22 protein-coding genes and 1 pseudogene are annotated in these 22,310 nt (G+C 41.1%); 18 read left to right on the forward strand and 5 right to left on the reverse strand.

Annotated features, from left to right (window positions below; translation table 11 throughout):
- Positions 1-122: 122 nt before the first annotated feature.
- From NTX86_03670 to NTX86_03725, 12 genes are all read left to right on the forward strand, one after another.
- Positions 123-596 carry a hypothetical protein gene (locus NTX86_03670; protein ID MCX5922402.1) on the forward strand — a complete coding sequence of 158 codons (474 nt, stop codon included), beginning with the start codon at positions 123-125 and terminating at the stop codon, positions 594-596.
- Positions 597-714: 118 nt separating this feature from the next.
- On the forward strand, positions 715-2,559 hold the full coding sequence (gene mnmG, locus NTX86_03675) for a tRNA uridine-5-carboxymethylaminomethyl(34) synthesis enzyme MnmG (GenBank protein ID MCX5922403.1): 1,845 nt from the start codon (positions 715-717) through the stop codon (positions 2,557-2,559).
- Positions 2,560-2,599: 40 nt separating this feature from the next.
- On the forward strand, positions 2,600-3,196 hold the full coding sequence (locus NTX86_03680; protein ID MCX5922404.1) for a hypothetical protein: 597 nt from the start codon (positions 2,600-2,602) through the stop codon (positions 3,194-3,196).
- Positions 3,197-3,202: 6 nt separating this feature from the next.
- The gene (locus tag NTX86_03685) at positions 3,203-4,000 is read left to right on the forward strand and encodes a prolipoprotein diacylglyceryl transferase (GenBank protein MCX5922405.1); all 798 of its coding nucleotides are present in this window, start codon (positions 3,203-3,205) and stop codon (positions 3,998-4,000) included.
- 41 nt (positions 4,001-4,041) lie between these two features.
- Positions 4,042-5,865 (forward strand): DNA primase, encoded by a 1,824-nt coding sequence (gene dnaG, locus NTX86_03690; protein MCX5922406.1) that lies wholly within the window; start codon positions 4,042-4,044, stop codon positions 5,863-5,865.
- Between the two features lie 16 nt (positions 5,866-5,881).
- A complete protein-coding gene (gene rpoD, locus NTX86_03695) occupies positions 5,882-8,107 on the forward strand; it encodes an RNA polymerase sigma factor RpoD (protein ID MCX5922407.1) in 2,226 nt (741 codons plus the stop codon).
- Positions 8,108-8,170: 63 nt separating this feature from the next.
- Positions 8,171-9,478, forward strand: coding sequence for a hemolysin family protein (locus NTX86_03700; protein MCX5922408.1), 1,308 nt, complete (start codon positions 8,171-8,173; stop codon positions 9,476-9,478).
- Positions 9,479-9,647: 169 nt separating this feature from the next.
- Complete coding sequence (locus NTX86_03705; protein ID MCX5922409.1) at positions 9,648-10,091, forward strand: hypothetical protein; 444 nt, start codon at positions 9,648-9,650, stop codon at positions 10,089-10,091.
- The gene (locus NTX86_03710) at positions 10,082-10,897 is read left to right on the forward strand and encodes a hypothetical protein (GenBank protein MCX5922410.1); all 816 of its coding nucleotides are present in this window, start codon (positions 10,082-10,084) and stop codon (positions 10,895-10,897) included. The genes NTX86_03705 and NTX86_03710 overlap by 10 nt, the downstream gene beginning before the upstream one ends.
- 169 nt (positions 10,898-11,066) lie before the next feature.
- A complete protein-coding gene (locus tag NTX86_03715) occupies positions 11,067-11,222 on the forward strand; it encodes a hypothetical protein (protein MCX5922411.1) in 156 nt (51 codons plus the stop codon).
- Positions 11,223-11,666: 444 nt separating this feature from the next.
- Positions 11,667-13,535 carry an ABC-F family ATP-binding cassette domain-containing protein gene (locus tag NTX86_03720; GenBank protein MCX5922412.1) on the forward strand — a complete coding sequence of 623 codons (1,869 nt, stop codon included), beginning with the start codon at positions 11,667-11,669 and terminating at the stop codon, positions 13,533-13,535.
- A gap of 218 nt (positions 13,536-13,753) precedes the next feature.
- Positions 13,754-14,716, forward strand: coding sequence for a hypothetical protein (locus tag NTX86_03725; GenBank protein MCX5922413.1), 963 nt, complete (start codon positions 13,754-13,756; stop codon positions 14,714-14,716).
- On the opposite strand, the gene NTX86_03730 is transcribed toward NTX86_03725, so the two are convergent.
- The 4 genes and pseudogenes from NTX86_03730 to NTX86_03745 form a co-directional block, all read right to left on the reverse strand.
- Entirely contained in the window at positions 14,687-16,564 is a 1,878-nt protein-coding gene (locus NTX86_03730) for a transketolase (GenBank protein MCX5922414.1), read from the reverse strand. The genes NTX86_03725 and NTX86_03730 overlap by 30 nt on opposite strands.
- 96 nt (positions 16,565-16,660) lie before the next feature.
- Positions 16,661-16,858 (reverse strand): hypothetical protein, encoded by a 198-nt coding sequence (locus tag NTX86_03735; GenBank protein ID MCX5922415.1) that lies wholly within the window; start codon positions 16,856-16,858, stop codon positions 16,661-16,663.
- Positions 16,859-17,026: 168 nt separating this feature from the next.
- Positions 17,027-17,296, reverse strand: coding sequence for a DUF2442 domain-containing protein (locus tag NTX86_03740; GenBank protein ID MCX5922416.1), 270 nt, complete (start codon positions 17,294-17,296; stop codon positions 17,027-17,029).
- Positions 17,247-17,489: pseudogene (locus tag NTX86_03745) on the reverse strand (DUF4160 domain-containing protein). The gene NTX86_03740 and the pseudogene NTX86_03745 overlap by 50 nt, the downstream one beginning before the upstream one ends.
- A 245-nt stretch (positions 17,490-17,734) precedes the next feature.
- Between NTX86_03745 and NTX86_03750 the strand changes: the two are divergent.
- The 6 genes from NTX86_03750 to NTX86_03775 all read left to right on the forward strand — a co-directional run bounded on the left by NTX86_03750 (position 17,735) and on the right by NTX86_03775 (position 21,753).
- On the forward strand, positions 17,735-18,646 hold the full coding sequence (locus NTX86_03750) for a hypothetical protein (protein ID MCX5922417.1): 912 nt from the start codon (positions 17,735-17,737) through the stop codon (positions 18,644-18,646).
- Between the two features lie 113 nt (positions 18,647-18,759).
- Positions 18,760-19,410: a hypothetical protein gene (locus tag NTX86_03755; protein MCX5922418.1), complete on the forward strand. Its 651-nt coding sequence runs from the start codon at positions 18,760-18,762 to the stop codon at positions 19,408-19,410.
- 31 nt (positions 19,411-19,441) lie between these two features.
- Positions 19,442-19,885, forward strand: a complete 444-nt coding sequence (locus tag NTX86_03760) for a hypothetical protein (protein ID MCX5922419.1) — start codon at positions 19,442-19,444, stop codon at positions 19,883-19,885.
- A gap of 35 nt (positions 19,886-19,920) precedes the next feature.
- Positions 19,921-20,628, forward strand: coding sequence for a hypothetical protein (locus tag NTX86_03765; GenBank protein ID MCX5922420.1), 708 nt, complete (start codon positions 19,921-19,923; stop codon positions 20,626-20,628).
- Between the two features lie 146 nt (positions 20,629-20,774).
- Positions 20,775-21,386, forward strand: coding sequence for a hypothetical protein (locus tag NTX86_03770; GenBank protein ID MCX5922421.1), 612 nt, complete (start codon positions 20,775-20,777; stop codon positions 21,384-21,386).
- Between the two features lie 103 nt (positions 21,387-21,489).
- The gene (locus NTX86_03775; GenBank protein MCX5922422.1) at positions 21,490-21,753 is read left to right on the forward strand and encodes a hypothetical protein; all 264 of its coding nucleotides are present in this window, start codon (positions 21,490-21,492) and stop codon (positions 21,751-21,753) included.
- Positions 21,754-21,788: 35 nt separating this feature from the next.
- Here the strand turns inward: NTX86_03775 and NTX86_03780 are convergent.
- Positions 21,789-22,310 (reverse strand): cyclase family protein (locus tag NTX86_03780; GenBank protein ID MCX5922423.1); only part of this gene is annotated, 522 nt, incomplete at its 5' end.

Below are 22,310 nucleotides of genomic sequence, written 5' to 3' on the forward strand. Positions count from 1 at the left end.
CACCTCAATGATCCTTAGATGGGGAAATGTAGGTTATATTCTTTATTTGTAAGAATCATTTTAAATAATAATCCCAGGGTACTATACTACTCTGGGATTATTATTTAAAACCGGGAGAACTCATGAAGCGTTTTTTACTGCTCGTCATCTGCTGTATAGCTACATCTACCGCTCAAGCAACAGAAAAAATCGAATCCATTCGCGACACCATAGTCAGCACCTTAAAACACACCAACCCCACTACGCTTGCCCAATTCAATGAATTTTATAAACAATACGAACAATCAGTTTTTGAATTCTTTGACCCAAAAAATGAACTACCCCTCACGCAACATATAGAACGCATGAACCAAGACCTCAAGACCCTCAAAGGTGTCTACGACAACCCGCAATTCAAAAGCGTGAGGCCAAACCTCCTCGATCTCAACAACCATTTTATCGCAATGGTGGCGATATTAAAACAATACATCGGCTCACGCAACTCTATTGGCATGGCATTGAATGTCAGGCCGTTTAAATTTTTACTGCCCGCTGCGGTCAAAAATCGGGGAAATATATCACTTTTTAAAAGCCTACACCATCGCCTCACCTGCTAATGACCAACCGCCAGACCTTTTTTTGCTCTAACTTGCCAGCTTTACCCAGTTCAAGTAGACTAAAAATTATAAAAAAGTCTTATACCCCTATCATTTTTTAGGTTTCGCGTTAATCATTATGAATCAAACTATGTCTTATGATTTTGATGTTATTGTTGTTGGTGGTGGCCATGCTGGCATAGAGGCAGCGCACGCTGCAGCCAAAATGGGCTCAAAGACACTCTTGGTAACCATTAACTTGGACACCATAGGTCTTATGCCATGCAACCCGGCCGTTGGCGGTGTAGGCAAAGGTCACATCGTTTACGAGTTGAGTGCCCTGGGTGGCCTCATGCCAAAGTTATGTACCAAAACCTACCTGCAAGCTCGCATGCTCAACACGCGTAAAGGTCCTGCCGTCCAAGGCCTCAGATTACAGATCGACAAGTACGCCTACAACAAATTGAGTAAAGAAGTTCTAGAGCGAATTGAGAACCTGACTCTGCGCATGGGCATGGTTGAAGAAATTCTTATTGATGACGCACGTAACATCCGTGGCATTAAAACCCGTGATGGCTCAGAATATTTAGCGCCAACCTTAATTATTACCACCGGAACCTTCTTAAACGGTAAAATTCATATCGGGCCGACAAACTATCCTGCTGGCCGCCAAGGTGAAGAAGCAGCTTTAACGCTTTCATTTTTCTTAGAAAAAATGGGTATCAAGCTTGGCCGCCTCAAAACAGGAACCCCACCACGCTTACTTCGCTCAAGCATTGATTTTAGCAAGATGACACAACAAGAGCCGGATAACTTAAACTATCTGTTTGAGTTTTATCCGCACAGCTCTGTTGAAACACGTCCCTGTTTTATTACCGAAACTAATGCAAGAACACACGAGATTATTAGAAAAAACTTACACTTATCAGCTATGTACAGTGGCAACATTCAAGGCATTGGCCCACGGTACTGCCCTTCTATTGAAGACAAAATTTCCCGCTTTGCTGACAAAACCTCACATCATATTTTTGTGGAACCAGAAGGCGCATCGTCAGAAGAAATTTATCCGAATGGGCTTTCCACCTCACTGCCAGTCAGCGTACAAAAAGAATACATTCAATCGATTGCTGGTTTTGAGCAAGCAGTCATCACACGCCCAGGCTACGCCGTCGAATACGATTTTGTTATGCCAAACCAATTGCACCACACGCTAGAAGTTAAAACCGTTGGCGGCTTATTTTTAGCCGGACAAATTAACGGTACCACCGGGTATGAAGAAGCAGCCGGCCAAGGAATTGTTGCCGGTATTAATGCCCACTTAAAAGTAAAAAAACAAGAACCATTTATTTTAGACCGCACTGAAAGTTATATCGGCGTTATGATTGACGATCTAATTACTTTCAGCGTTGACGAACCTTATCGCATGTTTACCTCACGCGCCGAACGTCGCTTGTTGCTGCGTCAAGACAACGCATTCCTTCGTTTGACTGATCGCGCGTATAAACTCGGCATGATTGACGAACAACTGTACCGCGACTTCAAACAAGAAAAAGACATTATCAACCAAACATTAACCGATTTGCGTGCTGGGCAAACCAATACACAACTATTAAAACTTTTTGGTGAATTAGAATGCAACGCCCAAGCCATTAAGGAATCTACAACCAACACACTTTCTGACCGCAGCGTACAAACAATTTACGCTGAAGTTCGGTATGAACCTTACCTAAAACGTGAGGAAAAAGAAGTAGAAAAAACCAAGGCGCATCAAGAGCTCATTATCCCCGCAACGCTTGATTATATTGACATGCCAGGGTTATCAAGAGAGCTGCAACAAAAGCTCACCAAATATAAACCTCACACCATTGCCCAAGCATCGCTCATTCAAGGTATAACGCCAGCAGCTATATCGCTTCTGATTTTTAAGATCAGAAACATGAGTAGAAGCAAAAATATAGTTGAATCATCGTGTAAAATTGGGTAAGGTACCAACAAAAGAACTGTACCTCGCTATAAGGATTTTTATGAAATTAAAGCATCTATTTTTCTTACTTACCCTGATTTGCCTGCCAATCATTCTGCACACCCGCACAAAAAAATCTGAAAAAGAAAAACTACCGGCCTATTGCTCAGCAAGCCAAAAACCGTCAGTAAGAAAACAACAAAAAGAATCTCCTATAGTCTCGCCAGCATCGCTTGTAAAAACAGATGTGCCATCAATCAAGCAAGCACAAAAAATTGCACCTAAGGTCGAACAAACCATTACCATCAATGATGCCTGCTTTGGCAAAGAAACCTTTGGTTACTACAAGTTTATGATGTGGCATTATCCCAATAAATTTGAATTGACCTGTAATGGCACACTGATTTTGACCTTTAATGGACAAAAAGTAACGCGCATCGCCAACACCGTAACTGCCGACCTTACCAAGCCATTAAAATTCCGTTTCGATTGGGAATTCCAAGGCGGTAGCCGCAATGGATGGAAAGAAGCTAGCTATCAAGTAGCTAGCACTACACAAGAACTCACCATCGACTTTGATTGGAAAAATGAACCTGCACAAATTCTTGTGTCTCCTGCAACGCTCTTAGAACCCATTAACAGTTATAAAAATAAGTAAAAAATTATGATGCGTCGAGAACTATGTCACCTGTGGGGTCCATTTTCAATCTATAGTTATGGCCTAGCTCTAGCAGCTGCCATACTTCTGTTTGTATGGCTATGCCTCCGTCACCCGCGCCGCGCCAAAATTATTTCCACCGAAAAGTTTATTGAAACAGTAGGCTTGAGCTTAATTGTAGGGCTTATCGGCGCACGATTACTTTTTATCGTTAATTCGTATGATGAATTTGAGAGCATAGGTTCATTTTTTAGTCTTTGGAATGGCGGCCTTTCATTACTCGGCGGCATTATTGCCATAGTGCTAGTTATGCCTTTCTATTTAAAGAGCATTAATGTCCCCGTTCTTCCCCTGCTTGATATAGCCGCAATTCATGCACCGCTCTTACAAGCTATTGCCCGCCTTGGCTGCCTTATGGCCGGTTGTTGCTACGGCAAACCAACCGATCTCCCCTGGGCAATTGTTTATTCAGACCAACAGAGCGAAGCACCTTTGAACATTGCTCTGCATCCAACACAAATTTATACCTCAATCGCTATGCTCCTTGTTTTTGCTTTCTTTTATTTTTACTTACAAAAAAAAGTCACTATCCCCGGACAATTGGTCATGGCTTACCTTATGACTGAAGGCGCCGTACGCTTCTCAGTCGACTTTTTCCGTGACGATCAAGAGTATTTTTCAGGGGATATGCATCACACAATTTCCGCACATCAATGGCTTGCTTTAGGGCTTTTTACAGCCGGTCTAGTAGGTTTGATTTTAATCCGTTACACTAATAATGAGCGATACAATAACGCCCAATAACCTACGCTCCACCAAACGCCTAAACTAAACGGAAATTGCCCATGAGTCTTTTTAATTTTATCAAATCATCCCTCTCTATATTGGATGTAGTAGGCAATTATACAACACTCAAAAAAGCTGGACTCTATTGGAAAGGTCACTGCCCATTCCATAACGAAAAGACCGCATCATTCACGGTAAGCCCTCATAAAGAAATTTATTATTGCTTTGGCTGCAACAGCGGCGGCGACCTCATTTCTTTTATCGCTAAAGTCGAAAACTGCTCGCCCATAGAAGCTGCAAAATTATTGGTCGAGCGCTATCAACTCAATCCGCCTGCCGATACATTCGACGGTCACGAATATAAGCCGGAAAAAAGCAAACATTATTACGAGCTTTGCAAGGCCGTAGCAACCTGGTGCCACGAGAGCCTCCTGCAATCACCCATGCTCATGGATTATCTGAAAAAACGGGGTTTTACCAAAAACATGGCAAGCTATTTTACCATCGGATATTTTCCTGGTGGATTGGCTGCTGTACAGAATCTCATGAAAGCAATGGGCACGCATCAAATTCTGCCTCACGACCTGATTGAAGCTAATATTTTAAGCCAAGGCAAAACAGTCCTTTATTCACCTTTTGAAGAACGCCTAATGTTCCCTATCAAAGATCATTTAGGAAGATACTGTGGATTTGGCGGCCGCGTGTTTAAACCACATGACGAGCGCCCTAAATACTACAACTCACGAGAAAATGAATTCTTCACCAAAGGGTCGTTACTCTTTGGCATCGATTTAGCTAAAAAAAGTATTCAAGAAACCGAAACTGCATTTTTGGTTGAAGGGTACACCGACTGCGTAGCAATGGTTCAACATGGGTATCCTAATACCGTAGCAACGCTCGGCACAGCCTGCACAACAGAACACCTCAAACAACTTGCTCGCTACACCCAACAGCTCTACATTATTTACGATAGCGACAATGCTGGACACCAAGCAATCTTGCGTCTCACTGAACTCTGTTGGCAAGTCAGTCTTGAACCAAAAGTTATTTGTCTACCTGCCAAAGAAGACCCTGCATCATTTCTTGGCAAAGGGAATGACCTCAAGCCGCTTATTGCAAAAGCCCAAGATATTTTTATGTTCTTTATTGATGCAGCCGGCAATGAATTCAGCACCAAACCGCTCAGCGAAAAAATTGCCCTGGTAAGAAAGCTCGTCGCCACGATTCACAATATCGACGATTCACTAAAACGGGACATTCTGCTCCAAAAAGCTGCCAAAACGCTGGACATCCCTTTGCAATCTATGCAAAACGAACTAGCACGAACCGCCCTTCGATACGATTCTCAAAAAGAATCACTCAGGGTGAGCGGGACAGAATTATCATTAGCCTCCGCGCAACCAAAAACCGTAGCAAAACCAGAGAAACCAGCCAATACACCGCCAGTCTACCAGCCCATACCAAAGCTGGAAAAAATGATTTTTTCTGCTATAATGGACAATATGCAATTATTTAATAGTAAAAACGATAAATATTTGCTCGAGTATCTTCCAGCTCCATTACGTGATATACTAGAAAAACTAAAATCATTAACAGAGCACCGTAAAGGCATAGACTTTATACAGTTTTTCGACACACTCAATGAGTACGAACAACAGTATGTAAGCAAGCTTTTATTGGAACAAGAAGAAAAGAACATACAGCCAGAGGCATTTGAGCAGTTAGTGCTCCAATTCCACAAAAAGAATTGGAAGAGTATAGTGCACGCAATAAAGACGAAATTGACACAAGCAAAGAATGAAAACAACATTGAAGATGTCGAAAAATTAATGCAGGATTTCCTGGAATTGAAGCAGGCTGTAATAGAAAAAAATATTATATAACTAGGGACAGATAACTATGACAAAAACCAAGGCGACCAGTAACAACAAAAAGGAAACAAAAAAAGTTGTTACAACCAAACCATCTAAGGCAACAAAACCTACGCCAGCAACCCCTGCCAAAAAAACAGCAGTCAAACCTGTTGCTGCTTCTACGCCTAAAAAAATAACTCCTGTCGTCAAACCTGCACCCCTAGCAAAAGAAGTTCCAGCAAAAAAAATTGCACTCGCTACTCCCGTAGCAAAACCTGCTCCTGTAGTAAAAATTATTCCGGTAGCGCCTGCTGCAAAAGCTCCACTTAAAAGACCTGTAGCAAGACCTGCGCTCGCTGCTGTAAAAAAACCAAAAATTGAAATCAATGAAGCTGACCTAAAAAAAGAATCCATCGAAGAATTCATTGAAAAAGGCAAAAAGCACAATCTATTAACCTATGAAGAAGTCATAGAATTTTGTGAAAAAAATCATTTGGTCGAACAAGAAACTAATGAGCTCTTGCGCACTCTTGAAAAAGAAAACGTTGAGCTCATCACTCAAGAAGAATTTGAAACTTCTCAGCAAGGCTTAGAGGGTTACGAATCTGACGAAACTCTTGAACGCACAACGAACATCAAGGCAAAATTAGAAAACTCAATGCAGTTAGACCACCTTGATGAAGAAGATGCTGATGAAGAAGATGGCGAAAAAGAAGAAGAACACGAAACGATTCGCAGTGAAGCTTCACCTGTTGCTGATGGTGTAAAATCATATCTCCGTGATATTGGTAAAATACCACTTCTTAACAAGAAGACAGAAACAACCATTGCTGAATCAATAGCAAACAGCAAAAAAGAATCTATTGATGCTATTTCTCGCTTCCCATTCATTCATAAAGAATTTGTGTTAATCGGCGAAAAATTACAAAAAAATAGCGCACATCCAAAAGATATCATTCAGTTCTCAGAATTTGATGAAGAAAACTTACCTAAGATCGATGAAGAAAAATCGGCGCTCGTTAATACGATCAAAAAAATTGAAGACCTGATTGATAACGAAGAGAAGATTTACCTGAGCTATCGTAACAGACCTGATTACCTAGAAAAAAAAGACGAGATGCTCAAGAAGGTTAAGCTGAATAAAGAAGAAATCAGCAAAACCATTCAATCTATTAGACTTGCCAATAAATTAATTCGTAAAATGGGCAAAAAAATAGAAAAATATTACAACAAGATTCAAGAAAAAGAAGAATCCATCCACATTTTGCAAGATAATTTGAAAAAATACAGCTTGCTCAAAAATCCTACTGAAGAAGAACTTCAAGCAAAGGACGAAGAAGAACGTAACTTCCGGGGCTCACTAAAAATAATCAAAAAACTTGAAGCCGAAGCTGGTCTTCCTAAAGAAACCATTGCAAAGCTATTCAGACAATTACTTATTGCACAAGCAAACGATAAACGAGCAAAAGACAATCTTGCAAAAGCAAACTTACGTCTCGTAGTCAATATTGCTAAAAAGTACGTCAACCGTGGTCTACACTTCTTGGACTTGATCCAAGAAGGTAACATCGGTCTTATGAAGGCAGTAGAAAAGTTTGAGTTTGAACGTGGTTACAAGTTCTCGACCTATGCAACCTGGTGGATTCGTCAAGCGATAACCCGCGCTATTGCCGACCAATCACGTACTATTCGTGTACCAGTGCACATGGTTGAAACACTCAACAAGATTAATAAAATTAAGCGTACCTTTATCCAAGAACACGGTAGAGAACCATCTCATGCAGAATTGGCAAAAGAGCTTAATTTAGATGAAAAGAAAATTAAGAACATCATTAAAATTTCTAAAGAACCTATCTCACTTGAAGCCCCCGTTGGTGATGGTGACGATGTATCTATTAAAGATTTTATTGAAAACGAAAACGAGTTTTCACCTTCCGATGCTGTTGCAAACAACGATTTGAAAGAACGTGTGCGTGAGGTGCTCAAAACCTTAACCCCTCGTGAAGAAAAAGTATTGAAAATGCGCTTTGGTATCGACGTTGCTTCTGAGCATACCTTAGAAGAAGTTGGTAAAGACTTTTCAGTAACACGCGAACGTATTCGTCAGATTGAAGTAAAAGCATTGCGCAAACTGCGTCATCCGTCTCGTAGCAAGAAACTTCTCACCTTCTTTGAAAAAGAGTTGGCAGAAATCATGACTAACGAAGATATTCAAGACGATGGCGATATCGATATCAAAGATAATGATATGGATATGGACGACGACGAATAAAAACAATAGAATACAAAACATAGATATATAACATTTAACACACATTAAGGTAGATAAAACTATATGGGGTCTTTGCTCTCAGCAATTCAATTACCAGTTATTTTGTTTTTTATAGGGCTTTCTACACGCGCTATATTATCGTTTTTAGAAACAAGTGTTACCGCACTTCGTTTGTTTAAGCTGAAGGAGCTTGCTCAATCAACTAAACAATACGATACGCTCTTTAAAACGTTGGAACAAAGTCCTCATCGAGTACTTATTACCATTCTTATTGCCAATAACTTGGCCGATGCTGTCACCATTGTATTGGCAGCACACATTACCCAAACAATTTTTGAAAGCCTTCAGCTATCAAGTAGCCTAGGGGTTTCAGTTGGTGTTGCTTTTGCATCGCTCACTACTATTGTTTTTGGTGAAATTATTCCTAAAAACTTAGCCAAGGGCCAAGGGGAGCGATTATTTCAATCCATGTTATGGTTAATGAATATTCTATTTTACGTTTTGTATCCATTGGTTACTGTGTTAATCAAAATTTCTGATTACTTAGTATTCAAAATTACCAAGAAAAGAACATCTGAAGGTGGCAGCGAATGGGTATCATCTGAACGCGAAATTCAGTTTTTGATTGATTACATCCACGAAAAAGGCTTGATGGAACCAGAAAAAACTGAAATGCTCCAAAACGTCTTTGATCTGGGACACACTCCCGTCAAAGAAATCATGGTGCCGGCAACTGATATCATCTCCGTGAACGTGAGTACCACCATTAAAAATACTCTAGAATTATTTTCAAAACATCGCTATACCCGTATGCCGGTTTATGAAAATCAATCAGATAATTTCATCGGCATGGTTCATCAAAAAGACATCTTTGTATTGTTATCGAACAATGAAGACAAACCGCTTAAAGACATTATGCGTCCTATGCTCTTTGTCCCTGAGACGGTTAAGGTGAGCCAACTTCTACGTGAATTCCGCCAACAGCAGATGCATATTGCGATTGTTCTGAATGAACATGGCAGCGTGACTGGCTTAATAACCCTGGAAGATGTGCTTGAAGAAATTGTAGGCGAAATTAGCGATGAGCATGAACCTGTATCAGAAAAAATAATTCCCCTCAAACAAGGAGGCTGGTTGGTTGATGCTTCTATTCCTCTAGAAGATTTAGAACCTTTACTCAGTTTTATTTTTGAAACAGAAGATTCAGTTACCCTTGGCGGCTTCATGACAGAGCAGCTGCAGCATCTACCTAAAAAAGGCGAACGAGTACTGTATAAGGAATATTATTTCCAGGTACAAAAGGCAAGTCAAAAACGGGTACAACAAGTACTGATCTTTGCAGAAAAAAGCGCCCAACCAACAATAGTCTAAAAAAAACTGCTCAGAAAAAATACTATACTCATTTTATACATCGTATTCCTCTGCGCATTAATTGTTTATCAACATACATTGATCAAATATTGATTTTGAATTACGACATGCACTACAGTATCAAAAAAGTACTGTAAGCACTCAATCCCAAGAAAAGGAAGCGGTAACTATGAAATTAGTCTCACCATTTTTCGCCATTTTATTATGCAGTTTAGCATTTTTTTCAACACAAATAAACGCTGCCAGTAAGCCGAACAAACCCAAACCGCAAACCCCTAAAGTTGATGCTACACAAGAAGTTAATCAACTCAACGCAGCACATGAAACGGCAACTGAACAAATAGTATTAGGCACGTTTGCCAATCTTGTACAAAACTTCTTTAACATCGTACAAAACCCACACAACTCTACTAATGTTGGCACCAACGTTACTCAAATGGTAGCGGGTATTGTAAGCGCTGCATTACAAATTATGAAAAACTTACCCGAAGACATTACGGCTGAAGAAAAACAATACTGTCTTGACGAGCTTGAAACAACCTTGAGACAAAGCTTACGCACCCTTGCATTGGCACAAAAGGCGCTTAAACGTACCCAACTGCCATGCGCATAATATTTGTTATCGTACTCCTTTTATTGCCATGTTCAACGCATCCAAAAAAAGCTGCGCATTCCTCACTACAAAAACAACTCAATGCACTTACACCTAAGCAGCTAGAAAGGATTGGCAATAAAATTTGGGACAACGAAAGCAACAAATCTATCGACAAACTCACCTGGTGGATCAAGGGTGAATCATGCGCATCTTTGGGTATTGGGCATTTCATTTGGTATCCAAAAAATGGTAGTGATGGTTTTACACAAACATTCCCCGCGCTGCTTGAATATTTAGTTTCCCATGGCGTTGCGCTACCCACATGGCTCACGTGCAACACCGCGTGCCCTTGGTCTACACACGCAGATTTTTTTGCAGCATTTGCAAGCAAACAGATGCAAGAGTTACGAACACTCCTTTCGACCACCATCGACTTGCAAACAAAATTTATGATACATAATGCATGCACCTGTTTTGACACCATGCTTGCACAAGCACCGCGTGACAAAAAAGCAACCATCAAAAAACAACTTGAATGCATTGCACAGGACAATAATGGCCTCTATGCACTTGTTGACTATCAACATTGCAAAGGCATTGGCGTGAATAAAAACGAACGCTACAATGACAAGGGATGGGGACTATTGCAAGTATTAGAAGAAATGCAGAACACACAAAACAATAAAAGTGCTACACAAGAATTTGCTGAATGCGCAAAAAAAATACTCACCGAACGCACCGAAAATGCACCACAAGAAAAAAATGAACAACGATTTTTATTAGGTTGGAAAAAAAGAATAAACACGTATACACAGCCACTGTAGCGCAATTCCAATCTGTCACAAAAAAATATTTTCGCAAAACTATTGCCGAAGAAAAAAAATTATGGTAATTATATATATCAGTAAGCAGAAAAGAGTTCGCTGTAAATGTAAGCAGTAAGCAGCAGACTCTAACCATAAACCAACAAACCTCAGTCAAAGGAGTACATCAATGATGTACGATCACGCGCATTGCGCACATAGATGTTCGGATAACCGATCTCATTTCAACCTTTTCAACACAACAACCTTCTTTTCTTTATTATTCTTATTCTTTAGTTATCGCGCCCTCCAGCAAAATATTATTATTGCCCGCTGGCAGAGCTAAATTACCCCCCCCCATTTTTTAATGCCATATTTTCGTAATTCCCTATAAACCTCAGCAGATGTTGTGCGTCTCTTGCATGCATAACAATTCAAGCTTGGTTGATAGTATAAAAACTAAGGAGCACACCCATGAATGTGCATAGACGTATAATAAAAAAAGAAAACATGCTTGTACTTATAGTATGTATGACCGTAATGCTCCTCAAAATATGCTCCATTGTAGCCTTGTGCTCAAAGCATAACGAACACCATGAGCTGGAACATACCCTCCATACGCATATAACCGTAAAAAAAAACTCAAAAAACCATAGCCCTAAGGAATAGCTGACCCTTACTTTCTTTTTTTTTCAGTTCTGATAGACTTTTAATAGTAATTACCTATTAACCTTCTAATCAGAACAGCTACGGCTTTGGGAAACAATAACCAAGGTTCGCAACCAATACCATGATACAAACAAATAACCTTAGTCTTGCTTTTGGCGATCAAATCGTTTTTGATAACATTTCCTTTACCCTCAATCAAGACGACCGCGTTGGCTTGGTTGGCCGTAATGGATCGGGTAAATCTACCCTTCTCAAGGCGATCGCCGGACAACAACACCTGGATTCAGGAAAAGTTTCTATTTCTAACAAAAAAGTGGTCGCCTATATGCCACAAGAAGTGGTATTGGAATCTGAAAAATCAATTCTTGAAGAAACATTAACTGCCTCTGCTTCCTTAGTCAAAATCCAAGAAGAAATAGCAGCCCTTGAGCATCACCTATCCCTCGACCATGCAACGGCTGACCTCGAACGTTATGCAGATTTGCAAGCAGAGCTCTGCGAACTCAACCCTGCTCTTGTTAAAGCTCAAGCGCAAGAAATTTTAATTGGCCTTGGCTTTAGTGAAGCGCAATTGGCAACCACAGTAAACACCTTGAGTGTTGGGTGGAAGATGCGTATTGTATTGGCAAAGTTGCTCCTTCAAAAAGCTGACTTTTATCTCTTTGACGAACCAACAAACCATCTTGACATCGTTGCCAAAGATTGGTTTTTAGAATTTTTAAAAACATCAGATTTCGGTTATCTCTTGGTAAGTCACGAACGTTATTTCTTAGATTACCTCTGCGAAAAGATTTTAGAAATTGAACGAGGCAAGGCAACCTTCTATAACGGTAACTACTCCAAGTATGTTGTTCAAAAAGAACACAATCTTGAAATCTTGGAATCTGCCTACATTCAACAACAAAAAGAACTTAAACAAAAAATGGCAACCATCGAACGGTTCCGTGCTTCAGCAGCTCGTGCAAAATCAGCACAGAGTATGCTTAAATCGGTAGAGAAACTCGATCTGATTACCATGCCACCTGCCATGAAAACTATGAAGTTCAACTTCCCTCCCGTCCAACAATCGGGCAAAGTTGTGCTTGAAGTTGATGGCCTTGCTCACAGCTTTGGCGACAAAAAAATATTCAGCAATGCCTCATTCCAGATTGAACGTGGCGAAAAAGTTGCTATTGTTGCACCAAACGGCGTGGGTAAAACCACCCTGTTTAATATTATAATAGGCCAAATACCAAAACAAACGGGTACCATAACTCTTGGCTATAATGTTATCCCAACAATCTTTGCACAAGATCAAAACAAATCACTCGATGGATCAAAAAACATCATTGAAAATCTTCATAACGCATGTCCTAAGAAATCGGAAGGAACCTTGCGATCATTCTTAGGTTCATTCTTATTCACCAGTGATGATGTGTACAAAAAAATAAACGTATTGAGTGGTGGAGAAAAAAACCGCGTTGGTATGGCATGCGTTCTACTGCAAGATGCAAACCTATTGCTCTTGGATGAACCTACAAACCATCTTGATATTCAATCCAAAGAAATCTTGCTGACTGCGCTTAATGCATTCCAAGGAACCATCCTTTTTGTTTCTCACGACCATGATTTTATTAATAAATTAGCTACACGCATTATTGAGTTGACACCTAGCGGAACCCATGGCTACTTAGGCAACTACGAATCTTATCTCTATCAAAAAAAGCATGAAACATCTGCAGCACCTAAAGCAAAGAGTGCTTTTGCCAACCTTGCTGCCGTAGCTGAAGCCCCTAAAAAACCTGCTGGCAATCAATATGAAATTAAAAAACTGACTCGCAAGCTCGAACTCAAAATAGCTAAGCTCGAAAAAGATATTGCTGCCGTTGAGGAAACATTTTCTAACCTTACGTACGGTTCACAAAATTTTATTACGACACAAGAAAATCTCAACAAGCTAAAAGCTGAACTTAAAGATGCAGCACACGCTTGGGAAGAATTACATAAATAGCTTCATTTAATATTGACTTATAGGCACGGTGTTTTATTTTTAATAAAACACCGTGCCTATTTTAATAAAAATGTTTCTAACTCTTACATGAGCTTATTCCCTATTTATATCGGCCGTATCGCTTCATAATCAAAAAAAATATTTTTAATTTCATTTTTTTGTCTGCATGAGATAAAATCATTTTGAAGATAATGCCTTTACACACGGGGTATGCCATAATGAACAGACACAAAACAATCGCTTATTATGGGGTCATCATCGCTCTTGCGCTGAGCACCTCGGGATGTCTGCATCTGCCGCCCTATCGCCTGAAACGGAGAAAGGTCTTTATACCTTTAACCACTCCTGTGTGTCCGCCAGAAAACCCATCAAAAGAACACAGCATCTCCATTTGGATTCATGGCACGCGCTTAATTCCAAGACCAATTTTATTTAACTATTTCTATAGCAAACCTGGATTACACCATGCCAGCGTACTAAACCAAAATTGTTACTTGTTACGAGAACTTGCCGACACGATCACCAATACTGATCCGCAACGATTCCCTTTTGATAATTTTTATATATTTGGTTGGTCAGGAGAGCTATCTGAAAGAACTCGTAAGGAAGCTGCCCTAGAATTGTATCAACAATTAAAAGAGCTCACCGTATCCTACTATGAAAAGTATAAGGTAAAACCTAACATCCGCCTCATAACCCACAGTCATGGAGGCAACGTTGCACTCAATCTAACACAAGTAAAAAATCATCTTGATAAAGAGTTCACCATAAAAGAGTTGATTCTGTTGGCATGTCCCGTACAAAAGAAAACCATGGATTATATTCACGATCCTCTGTTTGAAAAAATATACGCGTTATATTCAAGCCTCGATCTATGGCAAGTTCTTGCACCACAATTTTTGTATCGCACAGAAGTGCATATAAAAAACAAAAAAGTGATACGCTCTAAAATGCCACTATTTTCTGAGCGGCGCTTTCCATCAAATCCAAAATTGGCTCAAATAAAGATAAAGATAAATGGCAATGCCATCTTCCACTCAAAGTTTACCTCATCAAAGTTCATGCAATTATTGCCAAGCATTCTCGACGAAGTTACTACGTGGCAAAAAGAAGAGCCACAATATCCTTACGACAAACCAGACACCAAGAGATTATTGAGCATTTCGACCAAGCAACGCTAATGCTTTTTTTACAATGCCAGCTGCATCAATGCCTGCCCATGCAAGAAGCTCTTGTGGTTTTCCTGAGCGTGGCAGTTGTGTAACAGCAAGACATTCAATGGTAATATCGGCGTTGCGTAATGCATACGTCACAGCCTCACCCAAGCCACCCTGCAGATAATGATCTTCGACGGTAATCAATTTTTTACCCGACGCTTGCGCAACCTTAATGATCGTTTCATGGTCAAGAGGTTTAATAGAATACAAATCAATCACTGCAACCGATATGAGTTGCTCTTGAAGTTTTTCGTAAGCCTTGAGGGCTTCAAAAAGAGTAACGCCTGCACCGACAATGCACAGTTGATCTTCATCACTTTGACGCACTACTTTGCAACCACCGATATAAAATTCTTCCTGCCAATCATAGATCACTGGCGTTGTCATGCGCGTTGTGCGCAGATAACTTATGCCGCGGTCGTATGCTACCATTTGTTCCACCAATCTATAGGTACACATCGCATCACTCGGATATAACACAATAGAATTTGGTAGTGCACGCATCTGCGCAATGTCTTCCAACGCCATTTGAGACGGCCCATCCTCTCCAATTGAAACACCTGCATGCGACCCGACCAAACGCAGTGTAGCACTACCAATTGCAGCCATACGAATTTGGTCGTGTGCACGAGTTAGAAAACATCCAAAGGTAGAAATGAACGGAATCTTGCCACGGCGATTCAGGCCAACGCCCATGCTCACCATATTTTGTTCAGCAATAAAACATTGGAAAAATCGATCGGGAAATTTTTCTTCAAAAAATTCAGCACCAGTAGAATTTTTTACTTCAGCATCAAGACTCACTACCGTATTACATGCAACGCCTGCAGCTCTGAGAGCATGGCCATAGGCAAAACGCGTAGCGACCTGTTCTCCTAATGTATAATGAGGGACCGTGAGTTCTTTCAAACATGATTGTTCGGTCCCATTAGATTTTTCAGGCACCGTAGGTTGCCAAGCAAAAGCTGCATCATCAAATTGTGCTGCCTCTAAAAATCGTTGTTTAAGATTTTCTAGAATACCAGGCAGCTCGTCTTTGGAAAATGATTTGCCATGAAACCCTTCTTTATCTTGCGCAACATCAATGCCATACCCTTTTAATGTCTTGGCTATAATAATAGTTGGGCCTTCTTGATGCTCACGCGCTTTATCAAGCGCCCCCATGATTTGTTCCATGTCATGACCATCAACAATAATGGTATTCCAACCAAAAGCTTGGAATTTATTTGCATAGCGCTGTGCATGGTGACCATGCATTGTCTCGGTACTTTGCCCAAGACGATTACAATCTACAAGACCAATGAGGTTGTTGAGTTTATAATAAGCTGCAATTTCTGCAGCTTCCCACACAGAACCTTCTGCGACTTCACTGTCACCCATAAGAACATAGGTTTTGAAATTTCGTTTATCCAAACGCCCACTCAATGCCATGCCGGCACCAATTGAAAGCCCCATACCAAGAGAACCCGTTGCCGCCTCTGACCAAGGAAACCGCAACGTTGGATGCCCTTCGAGCACCGAATCAAACTTACGATAGGTTAATAGCTCATCCTCGGTCAAAACTCCCGCTTCCTTCCATGCGGCATAAAGCACCGGTGATGCATGCCCTTTGGACAAAATGAAGCGATCATTATTTTGATTGTCAGGGTTATGACGTTCGTACCGCATTGCATAAAAAAATAATGCCGATACAAGATCGGCTGCAGAAAGCGCTGAAGTCGGATGGCCCGAACCCGCAACGGTTGTCATTTTCAACGAAGAAACACGCAGTTGATATGCGTTGTGTTCAAGAAATTTTTTGAGTGTAGACATAGGTTTTTAATGCCCCAGAAAAAAAGTATACCACATAGTAATGGGCACTATACCAAACGGGCTAACAATTACAATATGCCTAATAAGCCGTATGACTTATTTATGTTGATTAGGCTTGCGGAAATGACCTGCTTGTACTTTATCTTTGCGACGCCAATTGTCGTGATGAGCATGAGGCATCATGTTTACTATGCTTGCAGCGCCGCGGGATATACGATTCCACACAGAATGAAATCTTGTTTTCCAACGATCCTTCAACTCTTGTGGCATTCCATGATTGATTTCTTTTTTCATGATAGCTCCTTTTATTTGATCGAATAACACTACATATAATAAAGCGTTGCCTTGCCATTGATCAGCATAAAAAGGGTGGAGCTCAAAAAGCAATAATTAATTGGATAATAACAAGAAAGACCCCAGATTATGCAGAATCTAGGGTTTCATAAAATCCTGTGATTAAATTTAGGAGTATTTTAATGGATACGCATCTGGATATTTAAGCGATTCTAGATCAACATCAACATCAAGTGCAGGCCAATGCAGGTGATGGCCATGGAAAAACTGTAAGTTATAGATTTGTTCTATGGTTGCTCCAAGAAACCAAGGAAATTGACTAAATGATAGAAAAAACTCTTGGTCATTAACCAGAATCCAAATTCCTTCTTTAGAAATATTTTGAATCTCAGCTTTGGCCGAAATGCTTTTTCCAAGCTTTTGTAATTTCTTTGACATGTTCCTCAACTACCTTTGCAAGTTCTTTAAGTTGCCGATCCTAAAAACGACTATAATCAGCAAGCGCAACCACTGGTTCAACCCAAAATTTTGCTTCTCCATCAGGCGATAAAATGTGTATGTGCATTCTTGTTTCTTCACGCGAGAAAAAAAAGAATCTATAATTTTTATACCTGAAAACCGTTGGACTCATAAACTATCAATCCCTTATTAAAGTATCATAAAAACCAAGCAGATGACAATGGCATTATAATAAAGCATTGCCTTGCCATTCATGAGCATAAAAAACCAAGCCTTGATAATACAAGCTTTTCAAGACACTCTGGCAAAAAACTGTTAGTTTAAAACATTATGAACATAAAATTTCTGCACAAAGTTGCCACCTGGCTTTTGCGTTTCCTTAAACTTCAATTGTTTATTTCTCTCGTAGCAATGCCCATGTTATTGTGGTGGGGATTACCCATATCCTTGCTCTCGCCCATCGGTAATCTTATTTTTGGGCCAGTACTTACCTTATTTTTATCACTTTCATCATTGCTGTTTTTTACTGAGATGCTCTATATTCCCAATGGTTGGATTGCCAAACTACTTGATTGGACAACGCAAGCGTGGCTGTATGTACTCAACATTGATGGTCACCCATGGCTTTATGGTTTTGCCAAGCCATCGTTGGCAATCCTCATTATAATTCCCGTTCTTGCACTGTGCGTTATTCAGTACAAAAGATTCACCAATACCCTGCAGAGTGTTGTTTGCCTAGGGTTGCTTCTTATTGGCTCATGTCTCTATCTCAAAACTAACTACGCCAAAACAGAAAGTATTGAAGAGCTTGCCTGTAATAAGGGGACATTAACTATCCTCCACGACTCTGCCGGCTGCATCGTGATTGACCCAGGCGTCATAGGCCAAAAAATTGCTGCCGCCTCCTGGACAGAATACACACTAGCGCCGCATCTGATTAAAACCAGTGGAAAAACCACCATTGATTGCCTCATTTTGTTACAACCGACAGCCATGCTTTTTGATGCAGTAACCGCCCTTGTTACCAAAGTTAAAGTTAACACTATCTACCTGATTTACTGGGAAGGCCTAGTCCCTAAAAAAACATGGCACAGTTTTTTTGCCATGCGCAGAGCGCTTGAAGCCCAAGGTATTCCACTCAAAAGAATTGGCAACAAAGAACTAACCCTCAGAAGATCTGACCGTTCTTGCATCACTATTACCCCGTTAAAACAAACCATAAAACAACAAGAAATCACCTATCCTGCTATTAAAGTTCATGGTTTTGTAGCTGATAAAATATTCGAATGCCATTCGTATAAATTCAAAAATCCCACACAAAAACCCTAAAATTCAACTCTCATCATTCAAACTCTTGCAATCTTTTCCCCTCTTTGGCTATGATAAATTATGTATAATAGAAATATTTTATCAATAATAATCATTAAAACAAGGAGTTTATAATGAAGAAGTTTTGCACAAAAATGTTTGTACTGATACTCGGCACACTCATGGTGCTGCCCGAAAATATCGGCGCCAACGCACTGAATACCGAAGACAACACCGTCAATAACGATTTAGAAAGAGGCGGTGGTGGCGGCGGACGTGGTGGTGGCGGTGGCGGTGGACGTGGTGGCGGCGGTGGATCACGAGGAGGCGGCGCAAGCCGTGGCGGTGGGTCTCGAGGCGGTAGCGCAAGTCGTGGCGGTGGCAGTCGTTCAGGTTCTGGATCAAGATCAGGTTCAAGATCAGCTAGTGGTTCTCGCAGTGGATCACGTAGTGGATCACGTAGTGTTTCTCGTAGCGGATCACGTAGTGGAAGCTATGCGCACGGACGCGGTGGCTACGGTCGTGGCGGCTGGGGACGCGGCGGATACGGTTGGGGACGTGGCGGCTGGGGACGCGGCTGGGGCATAGGTTGGGGATGGGGCGCAGCTGGGTTCTTAGGCCTTTATTGGGGCGGAAGTTACTACAGCGATTGGCCTTCATTCTGTAACGCTTACGGCGCATGGGGCGAATGCTTAGTTTATGATGGATCTGGTCCATTACCTCTTGATGTACAAGAAGCTCTCGCTGAAAATTCTGCTGATTATGACGATGAAGACGAAGCTTAGACTTTTTTAGAACATTAAAAGGAATATTACGATGAAAAAAATGTATACAAAGATATTCACTTTGTTACTCGGCATGGCACTCCTAGGAGTGCCATCTGCCCTTGATGCACGAGGCGGTGGCCACGGTGGTGGACATGGTCACGGTGGACACGGGCATGGTGGACATGGTCATCACGGCCACGGCGGTCACGGACACGGTGGTCATGGTAGACATGGTCATGGTGAGCACGGGCGCGGTTGGGGCCACGGCGGCTGGGGTTGGGGTAACGCAGGCTGGGGACTCGGCTGGGGAACAGCTTGGGGCTGGGGCGCAGCTGGATTTCTAGGTCTTACCTGGGGCAACAGATACTACAATAGTTGGCCTGCTTTCTGTGATGCGTATGGTAGCTGGAATGGATGTTGGACCTACGATGGATCTGGTGAATTACCTTACGATGTCCAAGAAGCTCTTGCTGCAGAAAATAGCTCTGAGTAACGAGACAATGAAGATAAAGATTTAGGAGAAATGGTATGAAAAAAATATGTAAAAAATTACTTACCCTATTACTCGGTATGGCACTTGTAGTGTCATTCGACATTGATGCACGAGGCGGCGGTGGCGGTCATGGTGGCGGAGGCCACGGTGGCGGCGGTCGAGGCGGACATGGTGGCGGTCGAGGCGGACATGGTGGCGGTCGAGGCGGACACGGTGGTCGCGGAGGCTATGGTCGAGGCGGTTACGGACGTGGCGGCTGGGGCGGACGCAGTTGGGGTGGTCGAGGTTATGGCTATGGAGGCTATGGGTGGGGCGGATACGGCTTAGGAGTCGGCCTTGGACTTGGATGGGGTTATGGATGGAATAGACCATACTATTGGGGTAATTATTATGGCCCATGGCAAGGTTATTACTATCCAAGAACCGTATACATTACCCAAGCTACTGAACCCGTGCGTAGTAAATGGCTCGATGATCGCGGCAAAAAACACTGGGACATTTCCAATAGCACCGAGGAAACTATAACGGTAATGGGTCCAGAAGGTCGCATACAGATCAAGCCTGGTAAAACAGCTACATTAAGCCACGTTGGTAGTTTTAAGATAACGGTAAAAGCTGGAAGCCAGCGTGTCAAAGAAGATACGGACGCTCACTACTTAGATGCCGCAATGGATAAAGATGGCAATTTACGCCTGAGAACACCTGAATCAGAGTCTGAATCAGAAGAAGAAGGCTCTGAGTAATGAGTTAATAACATGACAAAAAACTCCCTGTTAGGTTAGCCCTGACAGGGAGTTTTCGCTTTGCTAAAGTATGGAAATAGAAACATAAACGGTGTATAGTAGTTTGATCACTATTTTATAACTACCTATATAGTACCGAGGTTCTTATGCAATCTGTTTCACGCACATTATCGATAACACTATTGATGACATTATTCATTGTACCTTCTCTTTTTAGCATAGTAATCAATGAAGACCGCGAACAAAAAATCTTGGATCTACAACTTGAAGAAGCTATTGAAAATAATGATCCAGAAAAAATCAAAAGATTATACGCAGAAGGCGCTAATGGCTCAACAAGCCCTGTAAAACCGGCTGCCTATGCATGTTTAAAAAAGTCGTCGCAAGCATTGGATGCAATACTCCGGAACGGGGGAGATTATCGCGAACGTTATTCAGCAATCACCATTTCCACATCATTTGGTAAAGAATATATTCTAAAACAAGCGACTAATTCTAATGACAATAGTCCAACATTTAGTCCTTTAGAGCTTGCAGACAATGACCCGCAAATAATACAAGTTTTTAAACGACACGGCATTAAAACAACTAGATCTAATAGTTTTACCTTGCTCAAACAAGAAATGACAGAATCCAACTCGACTGAAGCTGCAATAGACCAACAAAAGCTGCCCATGTTTATACATCAAAACGTTAAGCCATCAAAAAAAAGCTGCTGGGAAATAGTATTGGCAAGGTTGGGTATACTGAAAAAATAGATTGGATAACATTGTTCACCTATTAAGGTTTTTTGTGGAGCACTCAAAAAAAATAATTTTTTTTATAATGTTGACACTAACTTCTACACCTATGGCAACCGGCATGAACTCAAAAAGCATGAGGCAAATACCACAATCTAAGTATGTTAACACGATATCAAACAATACTCATACTCCCGTAACGGTTGTCTATCATGGTTTTTGTCGCTTGCCACAAGCAAGTCACCTAGAAAATGTTGTTCGGCCTGGAGAATCTGTCACTTTTTATAGAGCTCAATCCATAAAAATAGATAATCAATTTTACTCTATAACTCATAAACATATGGTACTGTGTGCCTATCAAAATAGCGCCTTATATATGCAATAAAATATTTGCACAAAAAAATCAGACACTAATAATTATTATATTCCCTCAATCAACACCGCTCGCGCTGGAGCAGCTTCAATATCAATCACATGAAGTGGTAGACAACAAAAGAAATACGTACCAGGTTGTACATGTTGCAAACGTAAACCTTCAATGATCACGATATCTGTGCTCATGAAAGCCAAATGTGTTTCATGCGCAGGCTGCGCTCGCTCAACACCAAGATAATCAATCCCCACTGCTTTGATCTTTTTTTCTTGCAAGTACTGTGCGCCGGAGGCTTCAAGATACACAAACGCAGGATTAAATAGATCTGTTGCACCTAAACTGCTGTTGGCAGTTTTGAGCAAAATAATATCACCAGCTTTAATCATCGCATCATGCATCATTAAAACTTCGCGCGTGATTTTATCCTGCACTGACGTTAAATCAAGAACGTTGCAGGTGCCAACTAAAGAATCTAATGCAACCTTGTCGATGGTGTTGCCATCACGCATAAAATGGGATGGTGCATCAACATGAGTGCCCGAATGCGCATCAATGGTGGTGGTCGTTTC

The sequence above is a fragment of the Candidatus Dependentiae bacterium genome (genome assembly GCA_026389015.1).
Taxonomy (GTDB): Bacteria; Babelota; Babeliae; order Babelales; family Vermiphilaceae; genus JAPLIR01.

Excerpts from the sequence above, each read along its gene's own strand:
- NTX86_03670 (MCX5922402.1), top strand. The coding sequence starts at position 123 with ATGAAGCGTTTTTTACTGCTCGTCATCTGCTGTATAGCTACATCTACC.
- mnmG (MCX5922403.1), top strand. The coding sequence starts at position 715 with ATGAATCAAACTATGTCTTATGATTTTGATGTTATTGTTGTTGGTGGT.
- NTX86_03680 (MCX5922404.1), top strand. The coding sequence starts at position 2,600 with ATGAAATTAAAGCATCTATTTTTCTTACTTACCCTGATTTGCCTGCCA.
- NTX86_03685 (MCX5922405.1), top strand. The coding sequence starts at position 3,203 with ATGATGCGTCGAGAACTATGTCACCTGTGGGGTCCATTTTCAATCTAT.
- dnaG (MCX5922406.1), top strand. The coding sequence starts at position 4,042 with ATGAGTCTTTTTAATTTTATCAAATCATCCCTCTCTATATTGGATGTA.
- rpoD (MCX5922407.1), top strand. The coding sequence starts at position 5,882 with ATGACAAAAACCAAGGCGACCAGTAACAACAAAAAGGAAACAAAAAAA.
- NTX86_03700 (MCX5922408.1), top strand. The coding sequence starts at position 8,171 with ATGGGGTCTTTGCTCTCAGCAATTCAATTACCAGTTATTTTGTTTTTT.
- NTX86_03705 (MCX5922409.1), top strand. The coding sequence starts at position 9,648 with ATGAAATTAGTCTCACCATTTTTCGCCATTTTATTATGCAGTTTAGCA.
- NTX86_03710 (MCX5922410.1), top strand. The coding sequence starts at position 10,082 with ATGCGCATAATATTTGTTATCGTACTCCTTTTATTGCCATGTTCAACG.
- NTX86_03715 (MCX5922411.1), top strand. The coding sequence starts at position 11,067 with ATGATGTACGATCACGCGCATTGCGCACATAGATGTTCGGATAACCGA.
- NTX86_03720 (MCX5922412.1), top strand. The coding sequence starts at position 11,667 with ATGATACAAACAAATAACCTTAGTCTTGCTTTTGGCGATCAAATCGTT.
- NTX86_03725 (MCX5922413.1), top strand. The coding sequence starts at position 13,754 with ATGAACAGACACAAAACAATCGCTTATTATGGGGTCATCATCGCTCTT.
- NTX86_03730 (MCX5922414.1), bottom strand. The coding sequence starts at position 16,564 with ATGTCTACACTCAAAAAATTTCTTGAACACAACGCATATCAACTGCGT.
- NTX86_03735 (MCX5922415.1), bottom strand. The coding sequence starts at position 16,858 with ATGAAAAAAGAAATCAATCATGGAATGCCACAAGAGTTGAAGGATCGT.
- NTX86_03740 (MCX5922416.1), bottom strand. The coding sequence starts at position 17,296 with ATGTCAAAGAAATTACAAAAGCTTGGAAAAAGCATTTCGGCCAAAGCT.
- NTX86_03750 (MCX5922417.1), top strand. The coding sequence starts at position 17,735 with ATGTTATTGTGGTGGGGATTACCCATATCCTTGCTCTCGCCCATCGGT.
- NTX86_03755 (MCX5922418.1), top strand. The coding sequence starts at position 18,760 with ATGAAGAAGTTTTGCACAAAAATGTTTGTACTGATACTCGGCACACTC.
- NTX86_03760 (MCX5922419.1), top strand. The coding sequence starts at position 19,442 with ATGAAAAAAATGTATACAAAGATATTCACTTTGTTACTCGGCATGGCA.
- NTX86_03765 (MCX5922420.1), top strand. The coding sequence starts at position 19,921 with ATGAAAAAAATATGTAAAAAATTACTTACCCTATTACTCGGTATGGCA.
- NTX86_03770 (MCX5922421.1), top strand. The coding sequence starts at position 20,775 with ATGCAATCTGTTTCACGCACATTATCGATAACACTATTGATGACATTA.
- NTX86_03775 (MCX5922422.1), top strand. The coding sequence starts at position 21,490 with ATGAACTCAAAAAGCATGAGGCAAATACCACAATCTAAGTATGTTAAC.